At 61.0% G+C, this 23,340-nt stretch carries 22 protein-coding genes and 1 pseudogene; 5 read left to right on the forward strand and 18 right to left on the reverse strand.

What is annotated here, in order from left to right; translation table 11 throughout:
* Positions 1-147 precede the first annotated feature (147 nt).
* Together HY019_RS00115 and HY019_RS00120 are read left to right on the forward strand one after the other, a co-directional pair.
* Entirely contained in the window at positions 148-912 is a 765-nt protein-coding gene (locus tag HY019_RS00115) for a methyltransferase domain-containing protein (RefSeq protein WP_290687374.1), read from the forward strand.
* Positions 913-915: 3 nt separating this feature from the next.
* Positions 916-1,335 carry a BLUF domain-containing protein gene (locus HY019_RS00120; RefSeq protein WP_290687375.1) on the forward strand — a complete coding sequence of 140 codons (420 nt, stop codon included), beginning with the start codon at positions 916-918 and terminating at the stop codon, positions 1,333-1,335.
* Positions 1,336-1,374: 39 nt separating this feature from the next.
* On the opposite strand, the gene HY019_RS00125 is transcribed toward HY019_RS00120, so the two are convergent.
* The 5 genes from HY019_RS00125 to HY019_RS00145 form a co-directional block, all read right to left on the reverse strand.
* The gene (locus tag HY019_RS00125) at positions 1,375-2,115 is read right to left on the reverse strand and encodes an anti-sigma factor (protein ID WP_290687376.1); all 741 of its coding nucleotides are present in this window, start codon (positions 2,113-2,115) and stop codon (positions 1,375-1,377) included.
* A complete protein-coding gene (locus HY019_RS00130) occupies positions 2,112-2,717 on the reverse strand; it encodes a sigma-70 family RNA polymerase sigma factor (RefSeq protein ID WP_363301985.1) in 606 nt (201 codons plus the stop codon). The genes HY019_RS00125 and HY019_RS00130 overlap by 4 nt, the downstream gene beginning before the upstream one ends.
* Before the next feature lie 49 nt (positions 2,718-2,766).
* Positions 2,767-3,690 carry a DUF4394 domain-containing protein gene (locus tag HY019_RS00135; RefSeq protein ID WP_290687377.1) on the reverse strand — a complete coding sequence of 308 codons (924 nt, stop codon included), beginning with the start codon at positions 3,688-3,690 and terminating at the stop codon, positions 2,767-2,769.
* Positions 3,691-3,810: 120 nt separating this feature from the next.
* Positions 3,811-5,073 (reverse strand): DEAD/DEAH box helicase, encoded by a 1,263-nt coding sequence (locus HY019_RS00140; protein ID WP_290687378.1) that lies wholly within the window; start codon positions 5,071-5,073, stop codon positions 3,811-3,813.
* A gap of 66 nt (positions 5,074-5,139) precedes the next feature.
* Positions 5,140-5,283: a hypothetical protein gene (locus HY019_RS00145; protein WP_290687379.1), complete on the reverse strand. Its 144-nt coding sequence runs from the start codon at positions 5,281-5,283 to the stop codon at positions 5,140-5,142.
* A 295-nt stretch (positions 5,284-5,578) separates the two neighbouring features.
* Here HY019_RS00145 and HY019_RS00150 point away from each other — a divergent pair, with 295 nt between their 5' ends.
* Complete coding sequence (locus HY019_RS00150; protein ID WP_290687380.1) at positions 5,579-6,616, forward strand: sensor domain-containing diguanylate cyclase; 1,038 nt, start codon at positions 5,579-5,581, stop codon at positions 6,614-6,616.
* A 765-nt stretch (positions 6,617-7,381) separates the two neighbouring features.
* Here HY019_RS00150 and HY019_RS00155 read toward each other — a convergent pair.
* Both HY019_RS00155 and HY019_RS00160 read right to left on the reverse strand, forming a co-directional pair.
* Positions 7,382-9,325, reverse strand: coding sequence for a bifunctional diguanylate cyclase/phosphodiesterase (locus tag HY019_RS00155; protein ID WP_290687381.1), 1,944 nt, complete (start codon positions 9,323-9,325; stop codon positions 7,382-7,384).
* Between the two features lie 71 nt (positions 9,326-9,396).
* The gene (locus tag HY019_RS00160) at positions 9,397-10,956 is read right to left on the reverse strand and encodes a methyl-accepting chemotaxis protein (protein WP_363301988.1); all 1,560 of its coding nucleotides are present in this window, start codon (positions 10,954-10,956) and stop codon (positions 9,397-9,399) included.
* A 186-nt stretch (positions 10,957-11,142) separates the two neighbouring features.
* Here HY019_RS00160 and HY019_RS00165 point away from each other — a divergent pair, with 186 nt between their 5' ends.
* Positions 11,143-11,820 (forward strand): TetR/AcrR family transcriptional regulator, encoded by a 678-nt coding sequence (locus HY019_RS00165; RefSeq protein WP_290687382.1) that lies wholly within the window; start codon positions 11,143-11,145, stop codon positions 11,818-11,820.
* 11 nt (positions 11,821-11,831) lie between these two features.
* Here the strand turns inward: HY019_RS00165 and HY019_RS00170 are convergent, their stop codons facing one another.
* The 11 genes from HY019_RS00170 to gspG form a co-directional block, all read right to left on the reverse strand.
* The gene (locus HY019_RS00170; protein ID WP_290687383.1) at positions 11,832-12,344 is read right to left on the reverse strand and encodes a type II secretion system protein; all 513 of its coding nucleotides are present in this window, start codon (positions 12,342-12,344) and stop codon (positions 11,832-11,834) included.
* Complete coding sequence (locus HY019_RS00175; RefSeq protein WP_290687384.1) at positions 12,283-12,687, reverse strand: prepilin-type N-terminal cleavage/methylation domain-containing protein; 405 nt, start codon at positions 12,685-12,687, stop codon at positions 12,283-12,285. Before HY019_RS00175 ends, HY019_RS00170 begins: the two co-directional genes overlap by 62 nt.
* Positions 12,681-13,196: a type II secretion system protein gene (locus tag HY019_RS00180; protein WP_290687385.1), complete on the reverse strand. Its 516-nt coding sequence runs from the start codon at positions 13,194-13,196 to the stop codon at positions 12,681-12,683. Before HY019_RS00180 ends, HY019_RS00175 begins: the two co-directional genes overlap by 7 nt.
* Positions 13,197-13,206: 10 nt before the next feature.
* Positions 13,207-15,207, reverse strand: coding sequence for a secretin and TonB N-terminal domain-containing protein (locus HY019_RS00185; RefSeq protein ID WP_290687386.1), 2,001 nt, complete (start codon positions 15,205-15,207; stop codon positions 13,207-13,209).
* A 61-nt stretch (positions 15,208-15,268) separates the two neighbouring features.
* Positions 15,269-15,838 (reverse strand): hypothetical protein, encoded by a 570-nt coding sequence (locus HY019_RS00190; RefSeq protein WP_290687387.1) that lies wholly within the window; start codon positions 15,836-15,838, stop codon positions 15,269-15,271.
* Complete coding sequence (locus HY019_RS00195) at positions 15,835-16,389, reverse strand: hypothetical protein (protein ID WP_290687388.1); 555 nt, start codon at positions 16,387-16,389, stop codon at positions 15,835-15,837. Before HY019_RS00195 ends, HY019_RS00190 begins: the two co-directional genes overlap by 4 nt.
* Before the next feature lie 53 nt (positions 16,390-16,442).
* Positions 16,443-16,970 (reverse strand): hypothetical protein, encoded by a 528-nt coding sequence (locus HY019_RS00200; protein WP_290687389.1) that lies wholly within the window; start codon positions 16,968-16,970, stop codon positions 16,443-16,445.
* A gap of 5 nt (positions 16,971-16,975) precedes the next feature.
* The gene (locus HY019_RS00205; protein WP_290687390.1) at positions 16,976-17,821 is read right to left on the reverse strand and encodes a hypothetical protein; all 846 of its coding nucleotides are present in this window, start codon (positions 17,819-17,821) and stop codon (positions 16,976-16,978) included.
* A complete protein-coding gene (locus HY019_RS00210) occupies positions 17,808-19,211 on the reverse strand; it encodes a GspE/PulE family protein (protein WP_290687395.1) in 1,404 nt (467 codons plus the stop codon). Before HY019_RS00210 ends, HY019_RS00205 begins: the two co-directional genes overlap by 14 nt.
* 167 nt (positions 19,212-19,378) lie before the next feature.
* On the reverse strand, positions 19,379-20,587 hold the full coding sequence (locus tag HY019_RS00215; protein WP_290687391.1) for a type II secretion system F family protein: 1,209 nt from the start codon (positions 20,585-20,587) through the stop codon (positions 19,379-19,381).
* Positions 20,588-20,596: 9 nt separating this feature from the next.
* The gene (gene gspG, locus HY019_RS00220) at positions 20,597-21,043 is read right to left on the reverse strand and encodes a type II secretion system major pseudopilin GspG (RefSeq protein ID WP_290687392.1); all 447 of its coding nucleotides are present in this window, start codon (positions 21,041-21,043) and stop codon (positions 20,597-20,599) included.
* Between the two features lie 593 nt (positions 21,044-21,636).
* On the opposite strand from gspG, the pseudogene HY019_RS00225 reads away from it, so the two are divergent.
* Positions 21,637-23,340: pseudogene (locus HY019_RS00225) on the forward strand (hypothetical protein); the annotation flags it as partial.

Below are 23,340 nucleotides of genomic sequence, written 5' to 3' on the forward strand. Positions count from 1 at the left end.
GGCAGCGGCAGTGATGCACGCTGGATCTGGCAGGCCTCACGCAAGGAGATAATGAACGTGAACGGCCCCCCGCCTCGCGCCACCCACTTCACCCGGCACCAGCCCGAAAGGCAAACCGCGATGGAATGCATGATCTGCCGATCCGAGATGGCATGGTTCTTCAGCAAGGCATTCAATGCCTTCGATCTGGGCCAGGTCGACTACTGGAAGTGCCCTGCCTGCGGCTTTGCCGCCTCCAGGACCCATCTGGAGATGAGCGATGAACGTTGGGCCCGGCTCAACAACGATTTTCACGCGCAGACCCACTACACCGAAGACAACCCCTACAACCGCAACCAGCGCTATTTCAACCAGGCGCTGATGCTGTCGCTCATGCGCAAGCAGGGCCTGATCCAGCCTGACGACTGGCTGGACTGGGGTTGCGGGGTGGGCGCCGTATCCAAGCTGCTGCAGCACTACTTCGACGTGCGCCTGGGCACCTACGACAAGTACTTCACACCCGAGGTCAACGCCCTCGCGCCAACCGATTTGCGGCCCCGGGGCCACAACCTGGTGCTCAACACGGCGGTGTTCGAACATGTGCGCGACCGCGCCACGCTGGACGAAATCGAGTCCTATGTCAGCCCGCATGGCGCGTTCGCCATCCACACCCTGGTGCCCGAGAACGTGCCCCAGAACCCGGACTGGATGTACCTGCTGCCCGTGCACTGCGCCTTCCACACCAACCGCAGCATGCAACTGCTGATGGACCAGTGGGGCTACCGCTGCTCGGTCTACAACGAGCACGCCAAGCTCTGGGTGCTGTTCCATGATGACCCGGCCGTGATCGAGCCCAAGGTGCAGGCCTTGAACAAGGCCATGGGCTGGTCCTACCTGCACTACAAGGCCGGCTTCATGGACTACTGGAAGTAAGGCATGACCACATTGCGCACCATCGTGTACGTGAGTTCGGCCACGCACAAGCTGAGCGAGGCAGAAATGGAAGCCCTGCTGCTGGACGCCCGCGAGGCCAACCAGCGCCACGGCATCACCGGCATCCTGCTGTATGGCGAGGGCAATTTCATGCAGTGTTTTGAAGGCCCGCCCGACGCGGTGGCCTTGATCTATGCGCGCATTCGCGCCAGCCGGCAGCACCACGATCTGATCACGTTGATGGACGAGGCTTCGGCCGAACGCTACTTCCCCGACTGGTACATGGGCGTGAGCCCGGCGTCGCATTCGGCGCAGCTCGAGCTGTCGTCCGCACAATGGCAGCGCCTGAGTCGGGACGCCAGTGCCACGGCGCCGCCGGGCATGCAGCTCTTGCAGCGCTTCTGGCAGAAACTGGCGCGCTGAGGGCTTTGCCCTCGCCCTCGCCTTCGCCATTGCGCGAACTCACAGCCTGACGGTTCGGCCCACAAACAGCACCGGCCCGGTCGGCTTGCCAGTGCTTGAACCGGTGGCCGGCTCCAGCGTCAGCTCGAACAGTTGTTGCTCGCCCAGCCCGGGCAGGCGGCTGACAGGCAACACATAGGTCTGCCCCGCCTTGACCAGACCCAGTGAGGTGGGCCCCTTGGCGCCTTGAGGTTTGGTCCAGAACTGCAGGCTCTTGCCCTCGGGCACGGGCGGTGTGCTGCCCACCGGCACCAGGCGCACGGATTCGCCTTCGGCCATCTCCACCACCCAGCCGGTTGATTTGTCCGGGCTTTGCAGCACGGCCAGATAACGGGCCGGTGCCGGGCCTGTCCCCGCCAGCCGTGTGCTGATCAGCATGGTGGCCATCACCAGCGAGGCGGCCACCGCGAAGGCACTGGTGGTGCGCCAGAAGCCCAGGCGCCGCCACAGGGGCTCATTGGCGGCATCGGGCTGCGTGGCGACCTGCGCCTGCGCCGCGGGCAGGCCGGGCAAGGCACCCAGACGCAGCAGCAGCCGGGGCCACAGGTCCCCCTTCACGGCCATGGGGCTGACACGCTCGTTGAGCGAGAGCAGGTGGTCCTGCCAGGCATAGACCTCGGCCTTGAGGTCCCGGTCGGTGGCCGCGCGCGCTTCAAAGGCCTGTTTGTCATCGGGCGTCAAGGTGCCCAGGACGTACTCGCCCGCATTGGCCACACGCTCTTGCGGATCTTCCAGGTTCATGACAAGCACTCCTTCAACGCCAGCAGGCCGCGCCTCACCCAGGACTTGACCGTGCCAATCGGCTTGTCCAGGCGCTGGGCAATCTGCTCATGGGTGTAGCCCTCCACATAGGCATCGATCACGCACTGCCGCTTGGGCTCATCCAGCAGGCTCAGGCACCGGTCCAGTGCCTGCTCGTCGTGGCCGCCGTGTGCATCGTGCGTGGGCAGGGCCTGCTCGGCCAGCAGGTCGATGTCGTCGCCCATGAGTTGCTCGCGGCCTGCGCGGCGCACCGCATCGAGCGCGCGGTGCCGCACCACGGTGTAGATCCAGCCTCGCCCCGAGCCCAGTGCGCGCTCGTAGGTGTCGGCTCGCTGCCAGATCTGCAAAAAGGCGTCCTGCAGCACGTCATGCGCGAGGTCGCGGTCTCGCACGATGCGCATGGCCACGCCCAGCAACCAGCGGGATTCACGTTCGTACAAGGCGCGAAACGCAAAACGCTCGCCTCTGGCACAGGCTTCCAGCGCGGCGTCATAGTCGAAGAAATCGGCGTGGGTTTGCATCAGCTCGGCGAACAGGAACAGGAGCAGGAACAGGGCCCATGCACACGAAGACATCTGCATGCAGCCCAGGATCTTGCCCGGACTGCATGGGCCTGTAGCAAGGAGGGGCTTAGTCTTGTGCCAGCGGCACGGCGATGTCCATCACGGTCAGGGCGCTTGGCAAGGTGCCGCGCGCTGTGGCCTTGCCCGTCAGCAGGTTGATGTCGTAGAGCCCCACGCTGCCATCGGCAGCAGAGAGCGTGGCCAGGGCGCGGTTGCGCACGGTGACGCCACCACGCACGACGCTGTAGATGTCAAAGCCTGTGAGGGTGGCGCCGTCCACGGTGAGCTTGCCGGTGGGCACCAGCGAGCCGTTGTTGGGCGGCGATTGCAGGGCGACCTGGTCGAGTGCGGCGTCCAGCACGAACAAGGTGGTGCCCGTTGTGGCTGGCGTGGCCGGGCTCAGGTCGTTGTTGGTGTAGGCCGCGCCGGCCACGCCCAGGGCGCTCGTGCCGGCGGTGTAGTTCAGGGCGCCGTCCAGCAAGGTCACCCCACCGGCATTGACGTTGTGGCGCAGGTTCTGGCCGGTGTCGCTGACGATGCGCAGACGGTCGGCCACGGGGTTGAAGTCCACGCCGAAGGTGTTGCCCGACAAGGCCATGCTCAGGCGGTTGACCAGCGTGGCCTGGGCGTGGCCGGTGTCCAGCATGTAGACACCACCGGCGTCACCCACGCCATAGAGCTGGCCGTCCTGCACGCGAAAATCGATGCCGACCAGGCGAGTGTCCACCTGCAGGCCGCTCACCGCGCCGATGAGCTGAAGGCGCGAAGGGCGGCGTTCGTTGAAGCACACCAGGCGGCCATCGGTGGTCAGGCCCACCACATTGAGCGCATCGGCATCGGCGTGCTTCTTGAAGGGCGCGATGGGTGAACTGGCGGTGTCCGGCATGCCGCTGGCACACGACAGGCGATGCTCGTCAGCTTGGGCTGCTTGAGCGGCGGGGGTCAGTACCAGCAAGCTGGCGGCCAGGGCAAGAGAATGGCGAAGCGACATGGCTGCTCCTTAAGGTGTGGGTTGAGCGTGACAGCACCGCCTCTGGCTTGCAGGCCAGGTTCAAGGCGGGCTCGTCATGCACTACTCACGAACCTTTTGAAAAGATGCAGTCAGTTCAACTTATTTTTGCGCCGCCGCTTCGCGCAGCTTGTCCTTCTTGCTCTTGCGCTTGCCCTTGATGCCGCCGTTGGGGTCCAGCCCCTTGGGGCCGGTGGGTTCGCCCTGCTCGTCCACGGGCGCCGTGTCGGTGGGCTCGAAACCAGGGATCTGCTCACGCGGCACGCGCTGGCCCTGGCGATTTTCGATCAGGCGGAAATGGCTTTCGGTCTGTGGTGTGACGAAGCTCACCGCCAGGCCGCTGGCCCCTGCCCGGCCCGTGCGGCCGATGCGGTGGATGTAGTCGGCCGGGGCGCGGGGCAGGTCGAAGTTGACCACCACGGGCAGATCGGCGATGTGGATGCCACGCGCGGCCACGTCGGTGGCCACGACCACCTGCAGCTCGCTGGCCTTGAAGGCATCGAGCACCTGCTTGCGTGCGCCCTGGCTGAGGTCGCCATGGAACGCCGCCGAGTGGATGCCGGCGCGGTGCAGCTTGTGCGCCACCAGCTCGGTGCCGTATTTGGTGGCGGCAAACACCAGCACGCGCGTCCACTGCTCTTGCTTGATCAGGGTCTTGAGCAATTGCGCCCGCTTGTCGGCATCGACCTCGATGGCGCGCTGCGTGATGTCGGGCGCGTGCTCGGGCGCATCGGGCATCTCGATGAGCACGGGGTCGTGCAGCAGCGCATGCGCCAGCTCCTGCACGTCCTCGGGGAAGGTGGCCGAGAAGAACAGGTTCTGGCGCTGCGCGGGCAGCATCTCCAGGATCTGAGAGAGCTCGTCGGCAAAGCCCATGTCCAGCAGGCGATCGGCCTCGTCCAGCACGAGGGCGCCCACGCTGGACAGGCTCAGCGCGTTGTGGTCGATGAGGTCCAGCAAACGGCCTGGCGTGGCCACGACGATGTCGGCGCCACCACGCAGGCTCATCATCTGCGGGTTGATGGACACGCCACCAAAGGCCACCACGGTCTTGATGCCGCCGGGCAGATCGTGCGCCAGGTCACGCACCACTTCGCCAACCTGCACGGCCAACTCACGCGTGGGCACCAGCACCAGCACGCGCAAGCGGTGGCTGGGCCCCTGGCGCTCGCTGAGCAGGTGGTGCAACACGGGCAGGGCGAAAGCCGCGGTCTTGCCCGAGCCGGTCTGGGCCAGGCCCAGCACATCGTGGCCCTGCAGGATGGCGGGGATGGCCGCTTCCTGAATGGGCGTGGGCGTATCGAAACCCCGATCGGCGGCAACGCGAACCAGGCTGGCCGTCAGGCCCAAAGCAGCAAATGACATCGGCGCAGTGTAAGGGGACTGGGCCTGCAGGCCTCACACCGGCGCGATATTGGGCTTATTGGGCTGTCAGAACCAGATGTTGTGCTCGTCGTAGCAGGTCAGCTCTTCTTCCACGGTATCTTGCGCGGCCCAGCCCAGCTTGGGCCAGCCGCCAGCATGCATGCAGGCGCCAAAGAGTTGGTCGGGTTGGGTGCATTGAGATGGGTTCATGTGCGGACTCCTTGGAAGCGGAACGAACTGACCTGAACATCAGGTGCATTCATGTTGCCGCCGGGTGCAAGTGGCGTGTGCAGGGCAATCCCGGTGCGTGGAGGGCCAAAGCCGCTGGACGTGAGGCAGATCACGTTTGATGGGCCCCTTGATCACGGGGGGCGGTATGTCCTGGCATGGGGGTCTCCCTCGGTTGGCCAGGGGGCCGTGCAATGCACCGCAGCATCCCTCCTGAGCATGGGCTTTTTTTTGCGCCAAGCCCGCCGATAACGATGCAAACGCTCTTGGTGAAGTCATGTCAAACAGCGAAAAATCCTGCCCAGTACCCATCCCCATGCCCATCAACGAGGAACAGCGCCTGCAGTCCGTGCGCGCTTACGAAATCCTCGACACACCGCCCGAGGTGGAGTTCGATGCCCTGACCCGCATCGCGGCTCACACGTTCAACATGCCCATGGCGGTCGTGGCCTTGATGGACACGGACCGGCTCTGGTTCAAATCCCGCATTGGCCTGGATGTGCCCCAGCTGGATCGCCAGGTTGCCTTTTGTTCGCACACCATCGTTCACCCCGAAGCGGTGTTGGTGATGCCCGATCTGAAGCAGGACCCGCGCTTTGTGGAGCATGTGCTGGTGCGCCAAGCGCCGAACCTGCGCTTTTACGCGGGTGCGCCCATCGTGGACGCACGCGGCCTGGTGCTGGGCACCATGGCGGTGCTGGACACCCAGCCTCGCGAGTTCGGCGTTGACCAGCAACTGGCCTTGCAGGATCTGTCCACGCTGGTCATGACCGCGTTGGACAGCCGCAAGCGCGCGCTGCAACTGGCCCACATGGCCATGACGGACCACCTGACGGGTTTGAGCAACCGCGCCCAGTTCGACCGGGCGCTGGAGGCCGAGATGGCCCATGCCATGCGCAATGGCGAGCCGTTCACGGTGCTGTGCATGGACCTGGATGGCTTCAAGGAAGTCAACGATGGTTTTGGGCACGCGGCGGGCGATGAGGTGCTGTGCGAGGTGTCGCGGCGTCTGGCGCAGCAGGTGCGTGTGGGTGATGTGCTGGCGCGTTTTGGTGGCGATGAGTTTGGCGTGGTGATGCGCCATGGCGCCAAGGATTCGGCGCAGGTGCTGGCCAAGCGCATCGTGCGAGCGGTGTCGGCGCCGATCACCTTGTCCACGGGCGATGAGATTGGCGTGGGCATCTCGGTGGGCATGGCGGCTTATTCGGATGAGGTCGAGTCGGTGCGCAAGTTGCTGGCACAGGCCGATCAAGCGCTGTATCAGGCCAAGAAGCAGAACGAGAAGCGCTGGAAGATGTTTGTGGGCATTCGCTGATTGCTGACTCCGCAGGCGCTTCATTCACGGGGCGCTTTGGCGGGGGAGCGCGAGGCGGGGGCCGAGCCGGCATCCGTCCAGGCTTCATGTTGGTGGCCCCGCGCAGCGGGGCTGCCTTGCGATGCTCGTGTCAAGGTGGCGCGGGGGAACTCGCTGCGCAGACCTTGTCTGCTTCGCTCGAACAACCCCCGCGAGTCAGATCACGAAGCGCGCTGCGCGCGCCCACCTCGCCCCTGCGCTTCTCAGCACCAACAAGGCGCCCGGCCAGATGCCGGCTCAACCCTTTTCCGCCTCGCTCGTGGCATGCACAGGTCCATGTCCTGGCGCAGGGGGAGATTCAGGTTTCGATGCAATAAAGCTGCTGCAGTTGCAGTTGTTGTCCCGATCGTCGCTATCGATTCCCACGCCCTTGCGGCAATGTCTGCCTGTTTGCGCACCGTTCGCTGCACGGCGCCAGCAACCGTGGCGACACACAAGCGGGGCGATCAAAGGCTGAGGTGGTGTGCGGCGGGGCGCCTTGGTGACGCCGAGACGCGCAGGGGCGAGGTGGGCACGCGCAGCGTGCGTCGTCCATCTGACTGGCCCGATTTGTTTGAACGAAGCGGCACAGCCGCGCCGTGAGTTGGAGGGCCCCACCTCGTCACGAGCACCGAGGGCAGTCCTGCCTGCGGCAGGACCGTCAACATGAAGCCCCGCCGCATGCCACCTCAGCCGCGCCCCGCGCTCTCAAGCCAAAGCGAACAAACCACGCAACCCAAACAACCCTCAGACTTCACTCTCTTCCATCGTCATGGTCGGCGACCACACACCTTCATCGAAGTCGTTGTCGCCTTCCTGCAGGCGCAGCCAGCTGATCAGCTGTGAATGGTTCATGGGCCTGGAGTACAGGTCGCCCTGCATCATCTGGCAGCCCGCCTGGCGCAGCCAGACCACCTGGTCCACGTTCTCCACGCCTTCGGCCACGCTCTTGATGCCCATGCGCTTGGCCAGGGAGATCATCAGCTCCAGCAAGGCCGGATCAAAGTTGGGCTTGGTGATGGCCGCCACGAACACGCGGTCGATCTTGAGCTTGTCCACCTTCAGATCCAGCAAGCGCCCCAGCGATGAATAGCCCGTACCGAAGTCGTCGATCGCCAGGCGGAAGCCCATCTCGGCCAGGCGCTTGAGCGTGGCGGTCTCTTTGGCCGCCTGCCCCACCATGGCCGTGCTTTCGGTGATCTCGAACTCCAGGTCCGTGGGGTTCAGCCCATGGCGCTTGAGCGCCTCCTGCACCTCGTCCACAAAAGCCGGGTCGGCCAACTGGCGCAGCGACAGGTTCACACTCACATAAGGCAGGGCCAGACGCTGGGCCCGCAAGGCTACGAGGTCGGCGCACACCAGCTCGATGATCATCTTGCCCAGCGGCACGATCAGGCCGGTCTGCTCAGCAATCGAAATGAACTCATCAGGCGAGACCAAGCCGCGCGTGGGATGGCGCCAACGCACCAGCGACTCCACGCCCCGGATGCTGTCGAACGCGTCCACCTGCGGTTGGTAGACCATGAACATCTCGCGGTCCTGAATGGCCTTGCTCAGGTCGATCTGAACCTGGGCTCGGCTGCGCGAGGCCGCGTCCATGGCCTCTTCGAAGAACATCATCCGGCCACGCCCGCCCCGCTTGGCCTCGTACATGGCCAGGTCGGCACGGTGCAGGATGTCGCCCACGGCCAGCTCGCCACGCTTGAGCATGAACGCCCCGATGCTCAGGCCGACCGAATCGGTCAGCCCACCCATCTGGATCGGCTTGGACACCTGCTCGATCAGCACGCGCCCCATCTGCTGGATGGTGGTCTGCGTGGACACGTCGATCAACAAGGCGGCAAATTCGTCACCCCCCAGGCGGCCGATCACGGCGCCATTGCCCAGGGTGTAGCGCAGGCGGCCGGCCACGGCCTTGAGCACGAGGTCGCCGGCGATGTGGCCGTGCGTGTCGTTGATGGCCTTGAAGCGGTCCAGGTCGAAATACATCAGGCAACCATCGGTCTCGCCCGTGGCCGATGGCGTGCTGGTCTCGTTGTGGCGCTTGACAGCGGCCTCGAAGGCCACGCGGTTGAGCAAGCCGGTGAGCGGGTCACGGTCCGAGCCAGCAGCCGGGGCCGCGGCAGGAGACCCCGCCTTGCCCGCGACCGCCTGGGGTGCCGCCTGTTTGCCACGCCACACCAGCAGCACGCCAGCGCCCAGCACGATGGTCACGCCCAGATCCAGCAGGGCCGACCACAAATAGGGTTGCAGGTCATACCCGACCTTGAGGGTGTCGCCAATGTTCACGTGCGAAGGCACCGCCACGCACAAGGCCGGCCACGACAGCCCGGACTCGCAAGGCAAGGCCCCCGGGCGCGCAAAGACACTGCTGCACTGCGCCCCCTGGCACAGCGCCAGCGACAAGACCCCATTGCGCGGCGTGAAAACCGTGGCCAGCGAGGCCTGCAAGGCAGCGGGAACCTGGCCCGTGGGCGTGATGGATGCCGCAGGTTGCTGCTCGATCATGGCCAGGGCGGCAGCGCCTTCCACCTCGCCATGCGCGCGGGCGTCGCTTACCCGAAAGAACAACTGCAGCGCGCACAACAACAGCACGGCCGCCAGCACGACGCGAGCCGGCGTCAGCCATGCGCCGCCAGCTTGTACCTCGCCCTTGACCGATGCCTGAGTAGTGTTGGGAACGGATGCCATACGAACCTTATCGGCAGGTCCCTGGCAGAGATTAAGGGGGCCCGTTCCCTAAGCCGTGCGCGTGATGTTTGTCACACCAACGCCTCCACCTGGAACACGCTGACAGCCTGGGCCAGCCTGGCCGCCTGGTGTTTCATGCTGTCGGCCGCCGCCGCCGCCTCCTCGACCAGCGCGGCGTTTTGCTGCGTGACCTGGTCAAGCTGCGCCACCGCCTGCCCCACCTGCGAGATGCCGGTGGACTGCTCGTGGCTGGCCATGCTGATCTGCGCCATCAACTCCTCGACGCGTTTGACCTCGGCCACGATGTCGTCCATGGTCTTGCCTGCTTGCGTGACCAGGCTGGAGCCCTGCTCGACCTTGTCCACGCTGCAGCCGATCAGTTGCTTGATTTCCTTGGCCGCCTGGCCGCTGCGTTGCGCCAGCGTGCGCACCTCCCCGGCCACGACCGCGAATCCACGCCCCTGCTCGCCTGCACGGGCCGCTTCCACCGCGGCGTTCAAGGCCAGGATGTTGGTCTGGAAGGCGATGCTGTCGATCACACCGATGATGTCGTAGATCTTGCGCGAGCTGCTGGTGATGTCGTTCATGGTGAGCACCACATCACCCACGGCCTTGCCGCCCTGGCGCGCCACCGCGGCGGTGCGGGCCACCAGGTCGTTGGCCTTGGTGGCCGCCGAGGCGTTCTGCGCCACGATGGAGGTGAGCTGTTCCATGGAGGCCGCCGTCTGCTGCAGGTTCGAGGCCTGCTCTTCGGTGCGCTGGCTGAGGTCGGCGTTGCCCATGGCGATCTGCGACGAGGCCGTGCTGACGGACTCCACACCCGTGCGCACCTCGCTGACCACCTGGCGCAACTGCGCCACCATCTCGCCCAGGGCCTGCTGCAGGCGCGAGACCTCGTCCTGACCCTCGCTGCTGATCTGCACGGTCAGGTTGCCGCGCGCAACCTGGCTGGCCACCTCCACCGCATGCTGCAGCGGCGACACGATGGCCCGCGTGATCGTCCAGCACAGCAAGCCGGCCAGGCCCATGGCACCCGCCAGCAAGAGGCCCGAAGTCCACGTGCCGCGGCGGTACAGCGCGCCCACATCGGCCCCATCGGCCTTGGCCATTTCGTCGTTGTAGCTGGCCAGGGCCTTGAGCGAAGCCGCCACGCGGTCAAAGGTCTTGAGCCCTTGCGTGCTGACCCAGGCCTGGGTCTTGGCCATGCTGCCCGTCTGCGCAATGGCCACGCCCTCGTCGGACACCTTCACGTAGTCGGCCCAGTCCTTCATGGCCTGCTCGTACAGGGCGCGCTCCTTGTCGTCGGCGATCGAGTCCGCGTAGCTCTTGCGGTATTTCTCGAACTCGTCCTTGCTCTTTTGCAAGCGGGCGATGGCGGCTGGCAACTCGTCGGGCATGGTGATGGCCACGCGGTAATCGCGGGTGCGCATGCGGGTGGCGGACTCGGCCATCAAGAGGCTGTCGCGCACGCCGGCCAGGCGGATGTCGATCAAGGTCCGGGTCTTGGCATGGATGCTGGCACTCCCCATGGCCGCGCTGAGCGCCAGGGAGGCCATCAGCACCAGCACCACGGAAAAAGCCATGGCAAGTTTGCCCCGCACGGAGAACTGCCTCAGGAACGCCATCTTCATATCGAGCCCTTTCGTGAAACCACAACACACGAACCAGACCGTCGACTCGGGAGCCGCGATGTCCGTGACGCACCCAGTATCGGGATTCCCGGACGCGGGTGAACGCCAACATTGCGGGCATTTTCACGCTTAGTTTACTTGTAAACATACACCTAAGCGTACGCGTAAGATTTATGATGAAGGTATATGGCCGCCAAACGCATAAATCAGCGCACCAGCGCCGCCCCTCCCACCCGGGTTCGACGCGGCAATGTGCAAGATCAGCAAGCCCTGAGGCAGTCGGCGCTGGACGCGGCCATGCGCTTGTTCCAGGCGCACGGCCTGGCCGGCGTGACCATGCGGGCCGTGGCCACCGAGGTGGGCGTGTCTGCCATGGCGCTGTATCGCTACTTCCCCAACAAGGCGGGGCTGTTGCGCGGGCTGTGGGAGTTCGCCATCACCGAGTTGCATGGCGTCATCAATGCGGCCATTGCCCGCCCGGGCCTCTCGGCTCGCCAGCGCCTGCGTGCCGCCATCGACGCCTTCCTGGGCTATTACGAGACGCGGCCCGACTACTACCGCCTGATCTTCATGACCGAACAGACCTACCTTGAATCGGTTGAATCCAGGTGGAACGAGGCGCCCATCTACCGCGAGGTGCTTCAGACCGCCCACGCCCTGACGCGGGATGTGGCGCTGGAAATAGGCGGCGCCCCTGAACGCACACGCCTGGCCAGCGACTTGCGCATGGCCTTGAGCACGGGCTATCTGCATGCGCGCCTGATCAACATTCGCTACCCCTGGGTGGACCTGGCCGCGCTGCGGGTGCAGGCCATCGAGCAGATCGCCACGGCGGCGGAGAACTGCTTGCTGGATCGGGGATGAACCGGGGCGGCTCAATAGCGCGGCGCACTTGACTGCGATGGACTGAGGTCAGCCTGTGGCAAAAAAATGAACTGCCTGGTAAAGGCCCTGCCACCACTTTCCCCCTCAATGGCCACACCCTGTATTCCGCCCTGAGGGGCAGATAAAAGCTTCCACTGCACCGTTCCCGTAAATGGATCGGGGTAGAGCGTTCTGATGTGCCGCTTAATGAAGATGAATCTCTTGTCCTCCAGCAAGTCTTCCAACGTTTTGGGGTAAAGATGAACAGCCCCTGTATTGGCGTAGTAGTAGCTTTGAATTGCTTGAATGTACTGCTGCCCAACCCACTCTAGTTGGATGCGTTTTTGATGATCGGCCGCTCTCGTCCAGACTTCAGACACGACGGACAAGCCAATACCCAAGATGGCTATCGCAATGAGTAAGCCCAAGTAGGTGAAGCCCGCTTGTAAACAGGTGGGCCATCTACCACTGCTTGAATGGTGTGCCATCACGTCCAGCCCCTTGAGCCCCACTGTGAATGTCATAGACCCCATCCGTCGCCCCAGATGGCGGTGGGGTTACCAACCATGTATCCGCCCGCTCCGTGATGGGGTCAATAGGTACAGCCTGAATGTAGCGAGCGGCCACCAAGTCGTTTAGCAGGCTGGGGTAGTGCCCCGTGTCCGCCTTGAACTTATCAATCACCTCCCTCAGCAATCGCAAGTCGGCCTTGAGGGCGGTCTCTCTTGCTCGGTCAACCGAATCAAAGTATCTAGGTGCCACGATGGACATGAGCGTGGCCATGATGGCCAGCACCACCAACAGTTCAATCAAGGTGAATCCGCGTGGCCGCAATGAGGGCCGACCGGAACAAGCTGCGTTCACCATTGCCTGTAGGGCACGCCATTCATGCCAACCTCACTGGATTTGGAATAAACATCGTACACATCCTTGCCTTCCTTTGGGGCCTGCGCACTACTGTCATAGCTGCGCAGGCCCCATGTGTCCGCCGCGCTCGCTATGTCACTGGGTGCAAACGGATCACGGGGCAAACGTCTAAGGAAAAACAGCTTGTCGCTTCTAGGGGATTGAACATCAGGCACACCATCGACCAATGCGTCCAAATTGGGCGGGTAGCCACTGGCCCCCACGGCGCGGGCAATGTGCCCCATGTCCACAGCCTTCTTGTATGCATCCAACGCCGAGCGAAGCTCCCTCAAAGACTGTCGCAACTCTTCTTCTTGCGTTCGCTTATGCGCCAACTCGGACAAAGGCAAACCGATCATCGCCAGGACGGAGATGATCGAAACCACCACCAGCAACTCGATCAAACTGAAGCCACCCGCGTGAAGCCTTCTAGGGGCTGCCGTGGTCGTAAATGACATTGCCTGGGTCATGCGAGACGGCTTACTGTTGTCGCACGGACGGCTGTTGCGGCGACATATCCCCGGGCAGAGCGTTGCGCCTAGATCGGGGGCCGGGTGGCGCGTTGTCAATCATGTCGGTGCGGGCCTGGTCAGGCGCTGGAGGCGGCGTTACGGCCTGCGCGTTCGGCGTGACAGGCGCAACCTTGTTCTCGACTTTGGTTCTGACCGAGCCCAATTGAATGGGTGCAGCACCCACTGCGTTCTCCGTGCCGGACGTGTACTCCTGCAAACCAACGCCGGGCAGGTCCAGGTTGCGGATGATGTGCGGCGTAATCAGCAAGATGATCTCAGTTTTCGAATTGGAGTCCTGAGAATTACCAAACAGCTTGCTGATCAGCGGCAACTCGTTAAGTACCGGGATACCTGTGTTGGATCGGCTGTCTGCCTTTTGAATCAGCCCGGCTAAAACGCTGGTTTCCCCGTCGCGCACGCGAAGCACCGTGGACGTGTTGCGCGTACCGAGCCGGTAAGTCTGCGTCCCCGAAGCACGGGTGATCGTATCGATGATGTTGGAAACTTCCAGGCTCAGCTTCATGGATACGTCGTCATCGAGTGAAATCGTGGGCTCAATATCAAGCTTCAACCCAACATCCAGATAGCTCACAGATTCTGCCGTACCTACGTTGGCTGTATTGGTCACCGTGATGACAGGCACTTTGTCGCCAATCATGATCTTGGCTGTTTGCCTGTTGCGCACCCGAACCCGCGGATTTGCCAACACATTCGAGTCTCCGTTTTGCGCACGCAGTTGCGCCGAGATCAAGGGGTCACCCAGATTGAGGGTCACCATGCCTTTGTTCAAAGGGAACTCGTTGAGCCCCACCTGTCCGGCTGAGCCCGACCGGCCTTTGACAGTGGCAGACACTGCGCTAGGCCACTGAATTCCGATTTGCTGCAGGCGATTGACGTTGACCTCCATGACCTCCAACTCCAGCATCACTTCTGACTCGACCATGTCAGCTGAAGCCACGAGTTTTTCTGCAAGGCGCACAACCTCGGCAGAATCTCGCACAACAATCAAATTGAGACGCTCATCCACATAGACGTCCTTGGCCTTGGCAATACCTTTGATCAGGGCCGCTGTCTTGGCAACATCGGCGTTGCTCAAATAAAAGGACCGGATCACCAACTCACGGTAGTCAGCAGACTTGGCCGACGTATTTGGATAGATCAACAACGTATCGCCATCCAGAATGCGATAGCTCAACTGGTTGGTAGCCAAGATGAGGCGCAAAACATCTTCGACGGGCTTGTCTGTAAACGACATGGTCACACGAGCATCGGCTTGAACGTCCTTGTCAAAGAGATAGTTCAGCCCCGAAGCCAGCTTCAAGGCCTCGAATACCTGACGCAAGCTTGCGCCGGTGAAGCTCAAAGACACGGGGGTCCGATAAGTTGTCTTGAGCTTAGGGTAGATGCCCAACTCTTTACCCGTTGCATCGGCCTGGTTGCGCATCAAGCGCTTGAGCATGGCCGAAGCCCTGCGGTTCAGCGGGTTCTCAGATAAGACCTGTTGGGTTCTAGCGAGTGCAGCATCGACGTCGTCACGCTCGGCCATGGCAGAGGCTTCATCCAACATGCGACCCTGACGTCTGGCCGCCTCGACCGCATTCAAACCCGTTTGGGCGCGAGCGTCATCAGGCTGCATGCGCAGCATGTCGCTGTAGATATCGCGGGCGTGATCGAAATTGCCACTGGCAACATCCAGTTCAGCCTGGCGGCTCAATCGATTGAAGGCCGACTCGCGCTGCCTCAGATAGGTGCGGCGGTACTCGTCATTGTCTGGCGCCAACTCGGTTGCCTGCTTGAGCTTGATCACGCCGTCGGCCAAACGCCCTTCCGCGATGTCCGATTGCCCTTCGCGAAAAGTTCTATAGCTCGCACAGCCAACCAGCAACAACACAAGGGTGCCCGCCAACACAAACTTGGCCTGCGAGCTGAAGTGCCTGCCGGCATGTCTCATTGAGGTGAGTGCGCTCATGGCTGCCTGGTAGAGAAAACAAAATAGGTTTGCATGATGCGAGCAAGGTCCATATGCGAGGTCATCGGCCTGACCATGTTTGCAGATTGGCTGGAGCTGCAGGGACGGCGAGGTTCCACAGGCGTTGATTGCTGTCTTGCAGCAGCGTCACCTGCTGTTTGGTGATGTTTTGTACACGATACCGGGCCAGCAAGACATCCCCTGATCGCGCCAGCAACGTGCCTTGAGGCCCGGCAAAAAACACGGCCAGATCTTGGTCTCCCCCCCAGGTGCCAATCACCTGGAGCGGGGGCGGCGGCTCAACTGGTGGCGGAGGTGGGGGCGGGGGCGGAGGGACATAAGGCGGTGGCGGAGGTGGTGCAGGCTGGCGCTTGGCAACTTGCAGGGCGACCTCCGTACGGGTCAAGAATGCGTTGCCAACCTGGTTTTCTGTTGTGACTGCGCGAACCGGCCACGTGTTGTTCTTGGCTTGCGTGGTCGATGGGCCCGCGGCGATCGCCATCTTGGCCGATCGCTCAACTGGTTCGGACACAACCAGCACAGCAGTGGCGTGCCCCAACGGATCCAACCATCGCACGGCCAACACCAAAATCAACAGGCTCAACCACAGCGACAATCGGCCTTGCTTCATCGCGAGCCCCCTGCCTCGGCCTGCGCCCAACCGTCGGCCAAAAAGACCACCCAGCGAACTTTGGCCTCCACATCAAGGGTATCCCCATTCGGCCGAGTCAGGCTCAACTCCTGCAACGCCAGCGCAGGCTCCTTGTCCAGCAAGGTGCTGATCAGTTGACGCAACTTCGGGTAAGGGCCCTTGAGTGTGGTTCGAATCTCCAGTGTGGCCAGGCGCTCATCGCTCAGCGGCGTCAATCGATAGTCGGCTTGAGGCCAGGTGAGACCGCCCGCTTGGACCGTGGACTTGATGCGCTTTAAGAGCGCAACTGAATCAATACCGCGAGGCAAAGTAGGAGGCAATGTGCGCAAACTGGCTGGAGCAGGCTCACTCACCGATGGAGACGATGCTACCGTTGCACTTTGCATTGCCTGTCTATGCTGCTTTAGTACGTGAAGGCCTTCTTGACGCAACCAGATCAAAGCAAACGCCGAGACAAGCAGCATCAGGCAGCCTATACATCCAGGCCAACCAACACGGGCGTAAAGTCGGGCGACGGCAATGTGGGCCATTTGTGCCCCAGACAACCGCACAGGCTCGTTTTGAACCAGCATACTGTTCGCGCTCATCGCTCGCTCACCCATTGCGTTTGCAAAGAGATGCGCAACTGCATTTGCCCCTGCGAATCCGATACCTGTTGATGACTAACCAATTGGGTGTTGGCCAGTTGGGACTCAGCTTGAAGCGTTGCAACATAAGCCAAAGCCGCATCCAGGTCTGGTGATTCGGCCTCCAGTTGCAACCGGCCACTCACGGGTTCAGCCTTGAAGCCAACCAGAAACACTGGCGGCTTAGTTGCGTGCTCTATGGCTCGCAACGTACCCAGCCAGGGCAAGGCGAGTTCAGTGGCGGCACGTCTCCAGCGTTTATCGTCCTCGTAAGAAGGCATAGGCAGCGGCAGGGCAGCCAGCCGTTGGCGTTCATTTTCCGCCACTTGTTGGGCCGCTTTATCTTGCGCTTGGTTCCAAGCATCTTGCTGTTGACGAAAACGCATGGCCTGATCAGCCGCCACACCTGTCAATGCAAAACCTGCGATCAAGAGCACCCAGCCCACACGAGGTAACGGTGCGGCTCGGACAAAGTCAATGTGCATGACTCTCACAAGGGCGTCTCGCTCTCGTTCGTGCCGATGACATGCCAGCGGACTTCGGCAACCGTCGTGTCCAGCAATCTGTTGGGATAGGGCTCAAGTGACACGCCCAAGGCCTGATAAGGCCCCTCTTCGATGAGGCCGCAGCGCCTCGCTTGTGATGGAAGTGCAGATGCCAGTTGAGCAGGGGTTCGCAAGATAGGCCCCGCTGGTTGCAAGGCCAGAACTCGCCCTTTCGCGATCCTGGCCATGATGCTGCGATCTTGCTCGGCAAACATCAGCCAATCATCGCCACTCCTCGCCTCACGACCTTGCACCTGATCCCAAGCCCAGCCAAACGTTGGCTGCATACCCGTCAACCGCGTCCGCCTTGACGGGCTTGGCATATCCAGGCCAAGCGCTTGGCGTAAGCTGCTCAGCAATTGAGCCGAACAAGCAAAGGCCAAAGCGTGCGCATCACCCTTGACGTAATTGGTTTGAACTTGCCAGCCTCGTGCGTTTTCGCCATAGGTTTGGCCAAATCGATGCAAAGCCAGCGCTTGAACTTGGGCATTTGAGAGGGGTGCACGCCCCGTGGTGAGCAGACTCAGCGGCATCCATTTGGAATCAATCAGCAATTGCACACCGCTGCCTGCTGGCAGAGCTTGAGCAAGCGTGATCACCTCATTAGCGATGGCTTGAAATTGGTTATAACCAATGTGCTCAACAGATCGGCTGGCTTGCAATATCAGGCGCCGCCCTGCCACTTGCCACAGCTGGAATTGAGCCTGCCCAAGCCGCAATACATAGCGAGAAGTGCGCGCTGGCGGTAACCAGTCGCGCCAGGGCTTGCCCCCTTGTTCAGGACGCCACACGGTTGACCTCCTCAATGGTGGTAAACCCTTGTGCCGCAGCCCGCAGGGCCAAAGTTCGCAGGGCCACCCAGCCGGTAACTTGGGCCTCGGCTTGCAGTTGAACCAATGGTGCCCGGGCCGCAATCAGGCTCTTGATGCTGGGCGTCATCTCCAGGACCTCCCCCAAGGCAAAGCGCCCAGAATAGCCAGAACCTCGACAATGCTCGCACCCCTGGGCCTTAAGCCAATGCTGCGCCCCGACGGGCGTGGCCAATTGCACCTGATCCTGTTGAGTCGGCAAGTCAACCGGCGACGTGGCTGGGCCGGCGCAATGTGGGCACACCTTGCGCAGCAGGCGCTGGGCCACGATGCCATTGATGGCGGAAGCAAAGGTATAGGCGTCAATATCGAATTGGGTAAAGCGCCCAACCACGTCAAACACGTTGTTGGCATGAACCGTGGTGAACACCAGGTGCCCAGTCAAGGCGGATTGGATGGCAATTTGAGCAGTCTCCGCGTCTCGAATTTCCCCGACCAGGATTTTGTCCGGATCATGCCGCAAGATCGAACGCAAGCCTCGCGCAAAGGTCAAGCCCTTGCGCTCATTGACCGGAATTTGCAGCACCCCTGGTAATTGGTATTCCACCGGGTCTTCAATCGTGATGATCTTGTCGCGCGGGTTGTGCGTCTCGGCAATCGCCGCGTACAAGGTGGTGGTCTTTCCGGAACCCGTTGGGCCCGTGACCAGCATCATGCCGTGCGACTTACGGCTCCAATACTGCACAGCCTCGATGGCCTCACCGTTAAAGCCCAACTTGGACAGCGTCAAGCCCTCCAGGCTCTTGGCGAGATGCTGCCGATCCAGCACACGCAGCACCGCATCTTCGCCGTGAATGCTGGGCATGATGGAGACGCGCACGTCAATGTTGCGCCCCTCAAAACTGATCTGCAGACGGCCATCTTGCGGGATGCGCCGCTCTGCGATGTCCAACTGCGCCATCACTTTGATGCGGCTGATGGACTGCGTGGCCACGTCAATGCTATCGATATGACGCTGCAAGTTCAGCACACCGTCAATCCGGAACTTGACGCTCAGGCCACTGGGGTCACATTCCAAGTGGATGTCAGATGCCCCGGTTCGCAGCGCGTCAAACAACGTGGAGTTGACGAAGCGAACCGCAGGGCTTTCATCGGCGCCAATTTGCAGCAAGCTGAGCTCTTCGGTGTGTGCTCCCCCTTGGGCCGAGGTATGCCCCTGGTTCAAGGCCATGGTACCCAAGGCACTGAGGTGCGCTTCGCAGTGCGATAACCACGCATCCAGCGTTTCCTCGCTGGCCAACACAGCAAGGTGTGGCCCTACGACCGTGTGCGCCCACGCCAGCCTGTCAGTATCGAAAGGGTCGGTCAGCACCAACTGCAACGCCGTCTCGCCCACTTGCACAAGGGCACAGCGCATGCGTGAGCTGTCTACAAACGACAAGAGATCAAAGCGGGGCACACCCCGAACCAAGTCCCCCATGTGAACGGAGGGCATGCCCAGGCTGGCTCCCAGCGTTGCTAATGGCTCACTGCTCATGTTCACTGGATGGCCGACGCCAGCTCAAAAATGGGAAGGTACATCATGATCACGACGACCCCAACACCCACGCCGATGAAGGTCATGACCAAGGGCTCGATGATGCGCATGGCCTTTTCCAAGGTTTTTGCGACTTCCGTTTCATGGAACTCTGCCGCACGCCGAAGCATCAGGCCCACGTCACCCGAGCGCTCGCCGGCCCTGAGCAACTGCTCGGCCACCGGTGTGGCCATCTGTGCCTGGATATAGGCCAGAGAAGGCGCCAGCCCTTGGCGCATGGCGTGAACCACAGCCTGCCCGCCAGGTTGAAGCGCACCTGGAAGGACCTGATTGGCCAGGCTCAATGACTCCGGCAGCGGTATCCCCCCTTCAACCAACATGCCACTGGTGCGGTACCAACGCGCCAGAAAGTAGGTGCGCAGATAACGGGCCAGGGGCTGCATACCCATCACACGGCTCAACATGCGGGCACGGTAGGCCGGCACAGCCAGCATGCTGATCAACATGGCGGCCAAAAGCGCCACGCCGATCACCATCTCCAGACCATGGGACTTGAGCAGGTGTGACCAGCTCACCATGAGCTGAGCCGACCATGGCAGGTTGTTCATGCTTTCGAAGACTCTTGCAAAGCGGGGCATCACGTAGAGCAACAGAAACAGGATCACGCAACCCCCAACCGACATCAGCAGCAATGGGTATAGCGCCACCGAGCTCAGTTGGTGGCGTACCTGCTCGGTGCGGTGCTGATGCGCCAGGAAACGTGCCAACGCTTGAGGTAGATCTGATGTCACTTCTGCTGAGCGCACCATGGCGATCAACAAGGGAGGGAACAGCCTCTGGTGCTCAACGGCATTGGACAAGGTTTGGCCTTGGCGCAATTGCGTCGCGATCGCGGCCAAGACGCCCCCCCATTGGCCGCGTGAGCCCTTGTGCAGGGTTTCCAGCGCTTCAATCACGCTCAAACCCGCCTGGAGCAAAGCATGCAGTTGCTCTACAAAGATGGTCAGTTCGCGGTTGCCGAGGCGCCGGAGCCCTGCGCTGGGAACCCGAGGTGCCCAACCAAATGCGGAGCCACTGCGCAGTGGCTCCGCTGAAAGCACGCTGTAGCCCTGCTGCGTCACATGCAATTTAGCTTCGTTCACGTTGGCGGCCTCGACCGTCAAGGTTTGTGGGGCGCCACGCCCCTGCACCACATCCAGGCGAACTCGCATGGCCGCGCCTCAGCGCCCGGTGTCCCACGAGTGGACGTCAGCGGCATCGCCCTCGCCTCCCCGTTGGCCATCTTTGCCCAATGAGACGATGTCGTAGTCGCGGTTGTTGTCACCGGGTGACTTGTACTGATATGGCTGCCCCCAGGGGTCAGGGGGAACGCTCTTTTGAAGATAGGGGCCGCCCCACTTGGGCTCGCTAGCCGGCTTATCGATCAAGGCTTGCAGGCCTTGTTCCGTGGAGGGATAGTGCCCGACGTCCAGGCGGTACGTGTCCAGCGCCTTACCAAAGGCATCAATCTGCGCGCGCGCGGTTTTGGTTTCGCTCTTGCCGACCTGTTCGAAGAAACGCGGGCCAACATAGCTCGCAAGCAGGCCGATGATCACCATGACCACCAAGAGTTCTAGCAATGTGAAGCCGCTACCAACGCTTCTTTGGTTACTCCCCCGTGATTCCATGAGTCTGAAAGTCCCTTTAACTTGACTTCGTTTGTTGTTGACGGTTGGAGGCGTCTTTACCACCAATCAGCGCGAACGCGATAAGCCCCAGAAGCTTGATCATTGCGCTCACTTGCCACCCAGACGGGCCTGCACTTCAACGAGCGCGCGTCGCACGACGCAAATCGCGATGTGACAGCTAGTTTGGCACGACGACGGCAACGCTCTCATGCATCGATGCACCCCATGAATGAGGGGGACGAGAGAACGCTAGGCATTGAGACATCTGCGCTAAGGTCCATTAAGTAAGCACAGGCTCAAAAGCCTGTCGCGGCAACATTTTAATTATGTTATTCGGGGATCTTCATATGCTAGGCCGCCTCTGCCGACCATGCAATTTTGTCAACTTGCCATGCTCCGGCAACTTTGCCCGAACTCAAACCGAGTGCCGTTGTTACTTGTTGACCGGAGTCCCTTGCCTCCAATCAAATGGAGCTCAAAAGCGAACAAAGCATTTGTATTCAAGAGGAATAGGCAAACCAAAAATCCGTTTTCTCTATTAAACGCTATTTCGGCCTGAGCAAACATTAACTCTTTTAAAATTCGAGCAAAACATGACCGACTTGCTTTTTTCAACAAGTATACACAAGCGTTTTTGGGGCGCGATGCTAATTTGGCTGACCACCGGAGAAGCGTATGCCGCTCAATTCATGGTCACACGTGACCCAGTCATCACGTGGTGCAAGAATTATGACGGAACGAACAGGTGCGTCTCGAAACCAGGCACACTATTTTCAGCTTGGAACGATTACTACATGAACGAGCAAGCAAAGACGCCGAATGCCAACTGCGTCAGATACAACTCCAATTTTCGTGGAAATGGCACATATCTGAATGGGCAGCCTTCAACTTTTGTTTACGACATGACTGAGGTGTGCAAAAGCCCAAGCAGCACCACAACAACAGTCGGCGTGGGATTTCAAACCACTTATAATGCATATTGTGGCGACTGGTCCTTATCCAATCGGTTCTATGGCAGCGGGATCTTTTCTGCCACATGCTACAACTATATTAATATTTCCGAACCCCCGCAAAATGGGAGCTGCCCAAACGGCAACCCTGTCTACCCTGATTCAGGCTTAAAAGTACAAAATGAATTGGACTACATCTCTGCGGATGGTCTCATTCGCTTTGAACGTCGTTACAGAAGCGACCTAGGCAGTTTTGTTTCACCCACGCGCGGACCGATCTTTGATACAGCCAACTGGAGCGGGCGAGCGGTACTTGTGGGGCCGAATGGCAAGATTTCGGCATTTCGATCAACTTCGCCTAGCTCATTCACTCCAGATGCAAACGGTTTGGATCGAGTAGTACAAAATGGTGCAGGCACCCGCTGGTGGGTGTACCGTAATAATATGCATCTGGAAGAATACTCTCTATCCGGTGGATTATCGTCTATCACTCTACCTGATGGGCGAGCTACAAAATTCGCACGGGTGGAAACCATCGTGGATGGACCATATCCATTCATTTTTGGGGAGACATCAGGACAGTCGGATCAATTTGGTCGCACGCTAAGTTTTGAATACAACGAGCACGGTCGGTTAGGGGCATTAACCGATCCGGAAGGCAGAAAGTATGTTTACGAACACGACGCATCGGACTCAAGCTGCGCCTCCGGCCTGTGCGATCGGCTGACTAAGGTAATCTACCCTGACGGCTTTGCTCGTCAATATTTGTTCAACGAACCTGCATACACGAGCGGTGCTAATCTTGTAGGCGCACTTACGGGTATCAACGAGATTTGGCCGAACGAAGGCACTACCGCCGGCAAGACAGTTCGGGTTGGTACGTATACCTATGACAGTAGCGGCAAGGCCATTCAGACGGAACGTGCAAATGGGCTGGATAGGTATAGCTTTGCCTTGCAAATGGGCTCAACTGATGGCTTCGTGACAGTGACCGACCCATTGAATACGAAGCGCACTATCACCTTAACTCCTTTTCTAGGAGCCAATTACCCAAGCGCCGAGTCTCAACCCGAAGGGGCCGGGTGTCTTGCATCGAGTAGTAACACGCTTTATGACAAGGCTAATGGCAACGTGCTCAGCAAAGATGACTTCAACGGGCACCGCACGTGCTATGCATACAGCACGGCCAGCGCCACCAGCGTGGGCAACCTGGAGATCACCCGAGTAGAAGGCCTGCCCAACACGGCCACGTGCTCAGGCGTGCTGACCAATGGTGTCAGCCTGCCGCTCACCAACGGCACGCAAAGCCGCAAGATCAGCACGCAGTGGCACCCCCAATGGGCCCTC

This window comes from Aquabacterium sp. (assembly GCF_016195855.1).
Taxonomy (GTDB): Bacteria; Pseudomonadota; Gammaproteobacteria; order Burkholderiales; family Burkholderiaceae_C; genus Aquabacterium.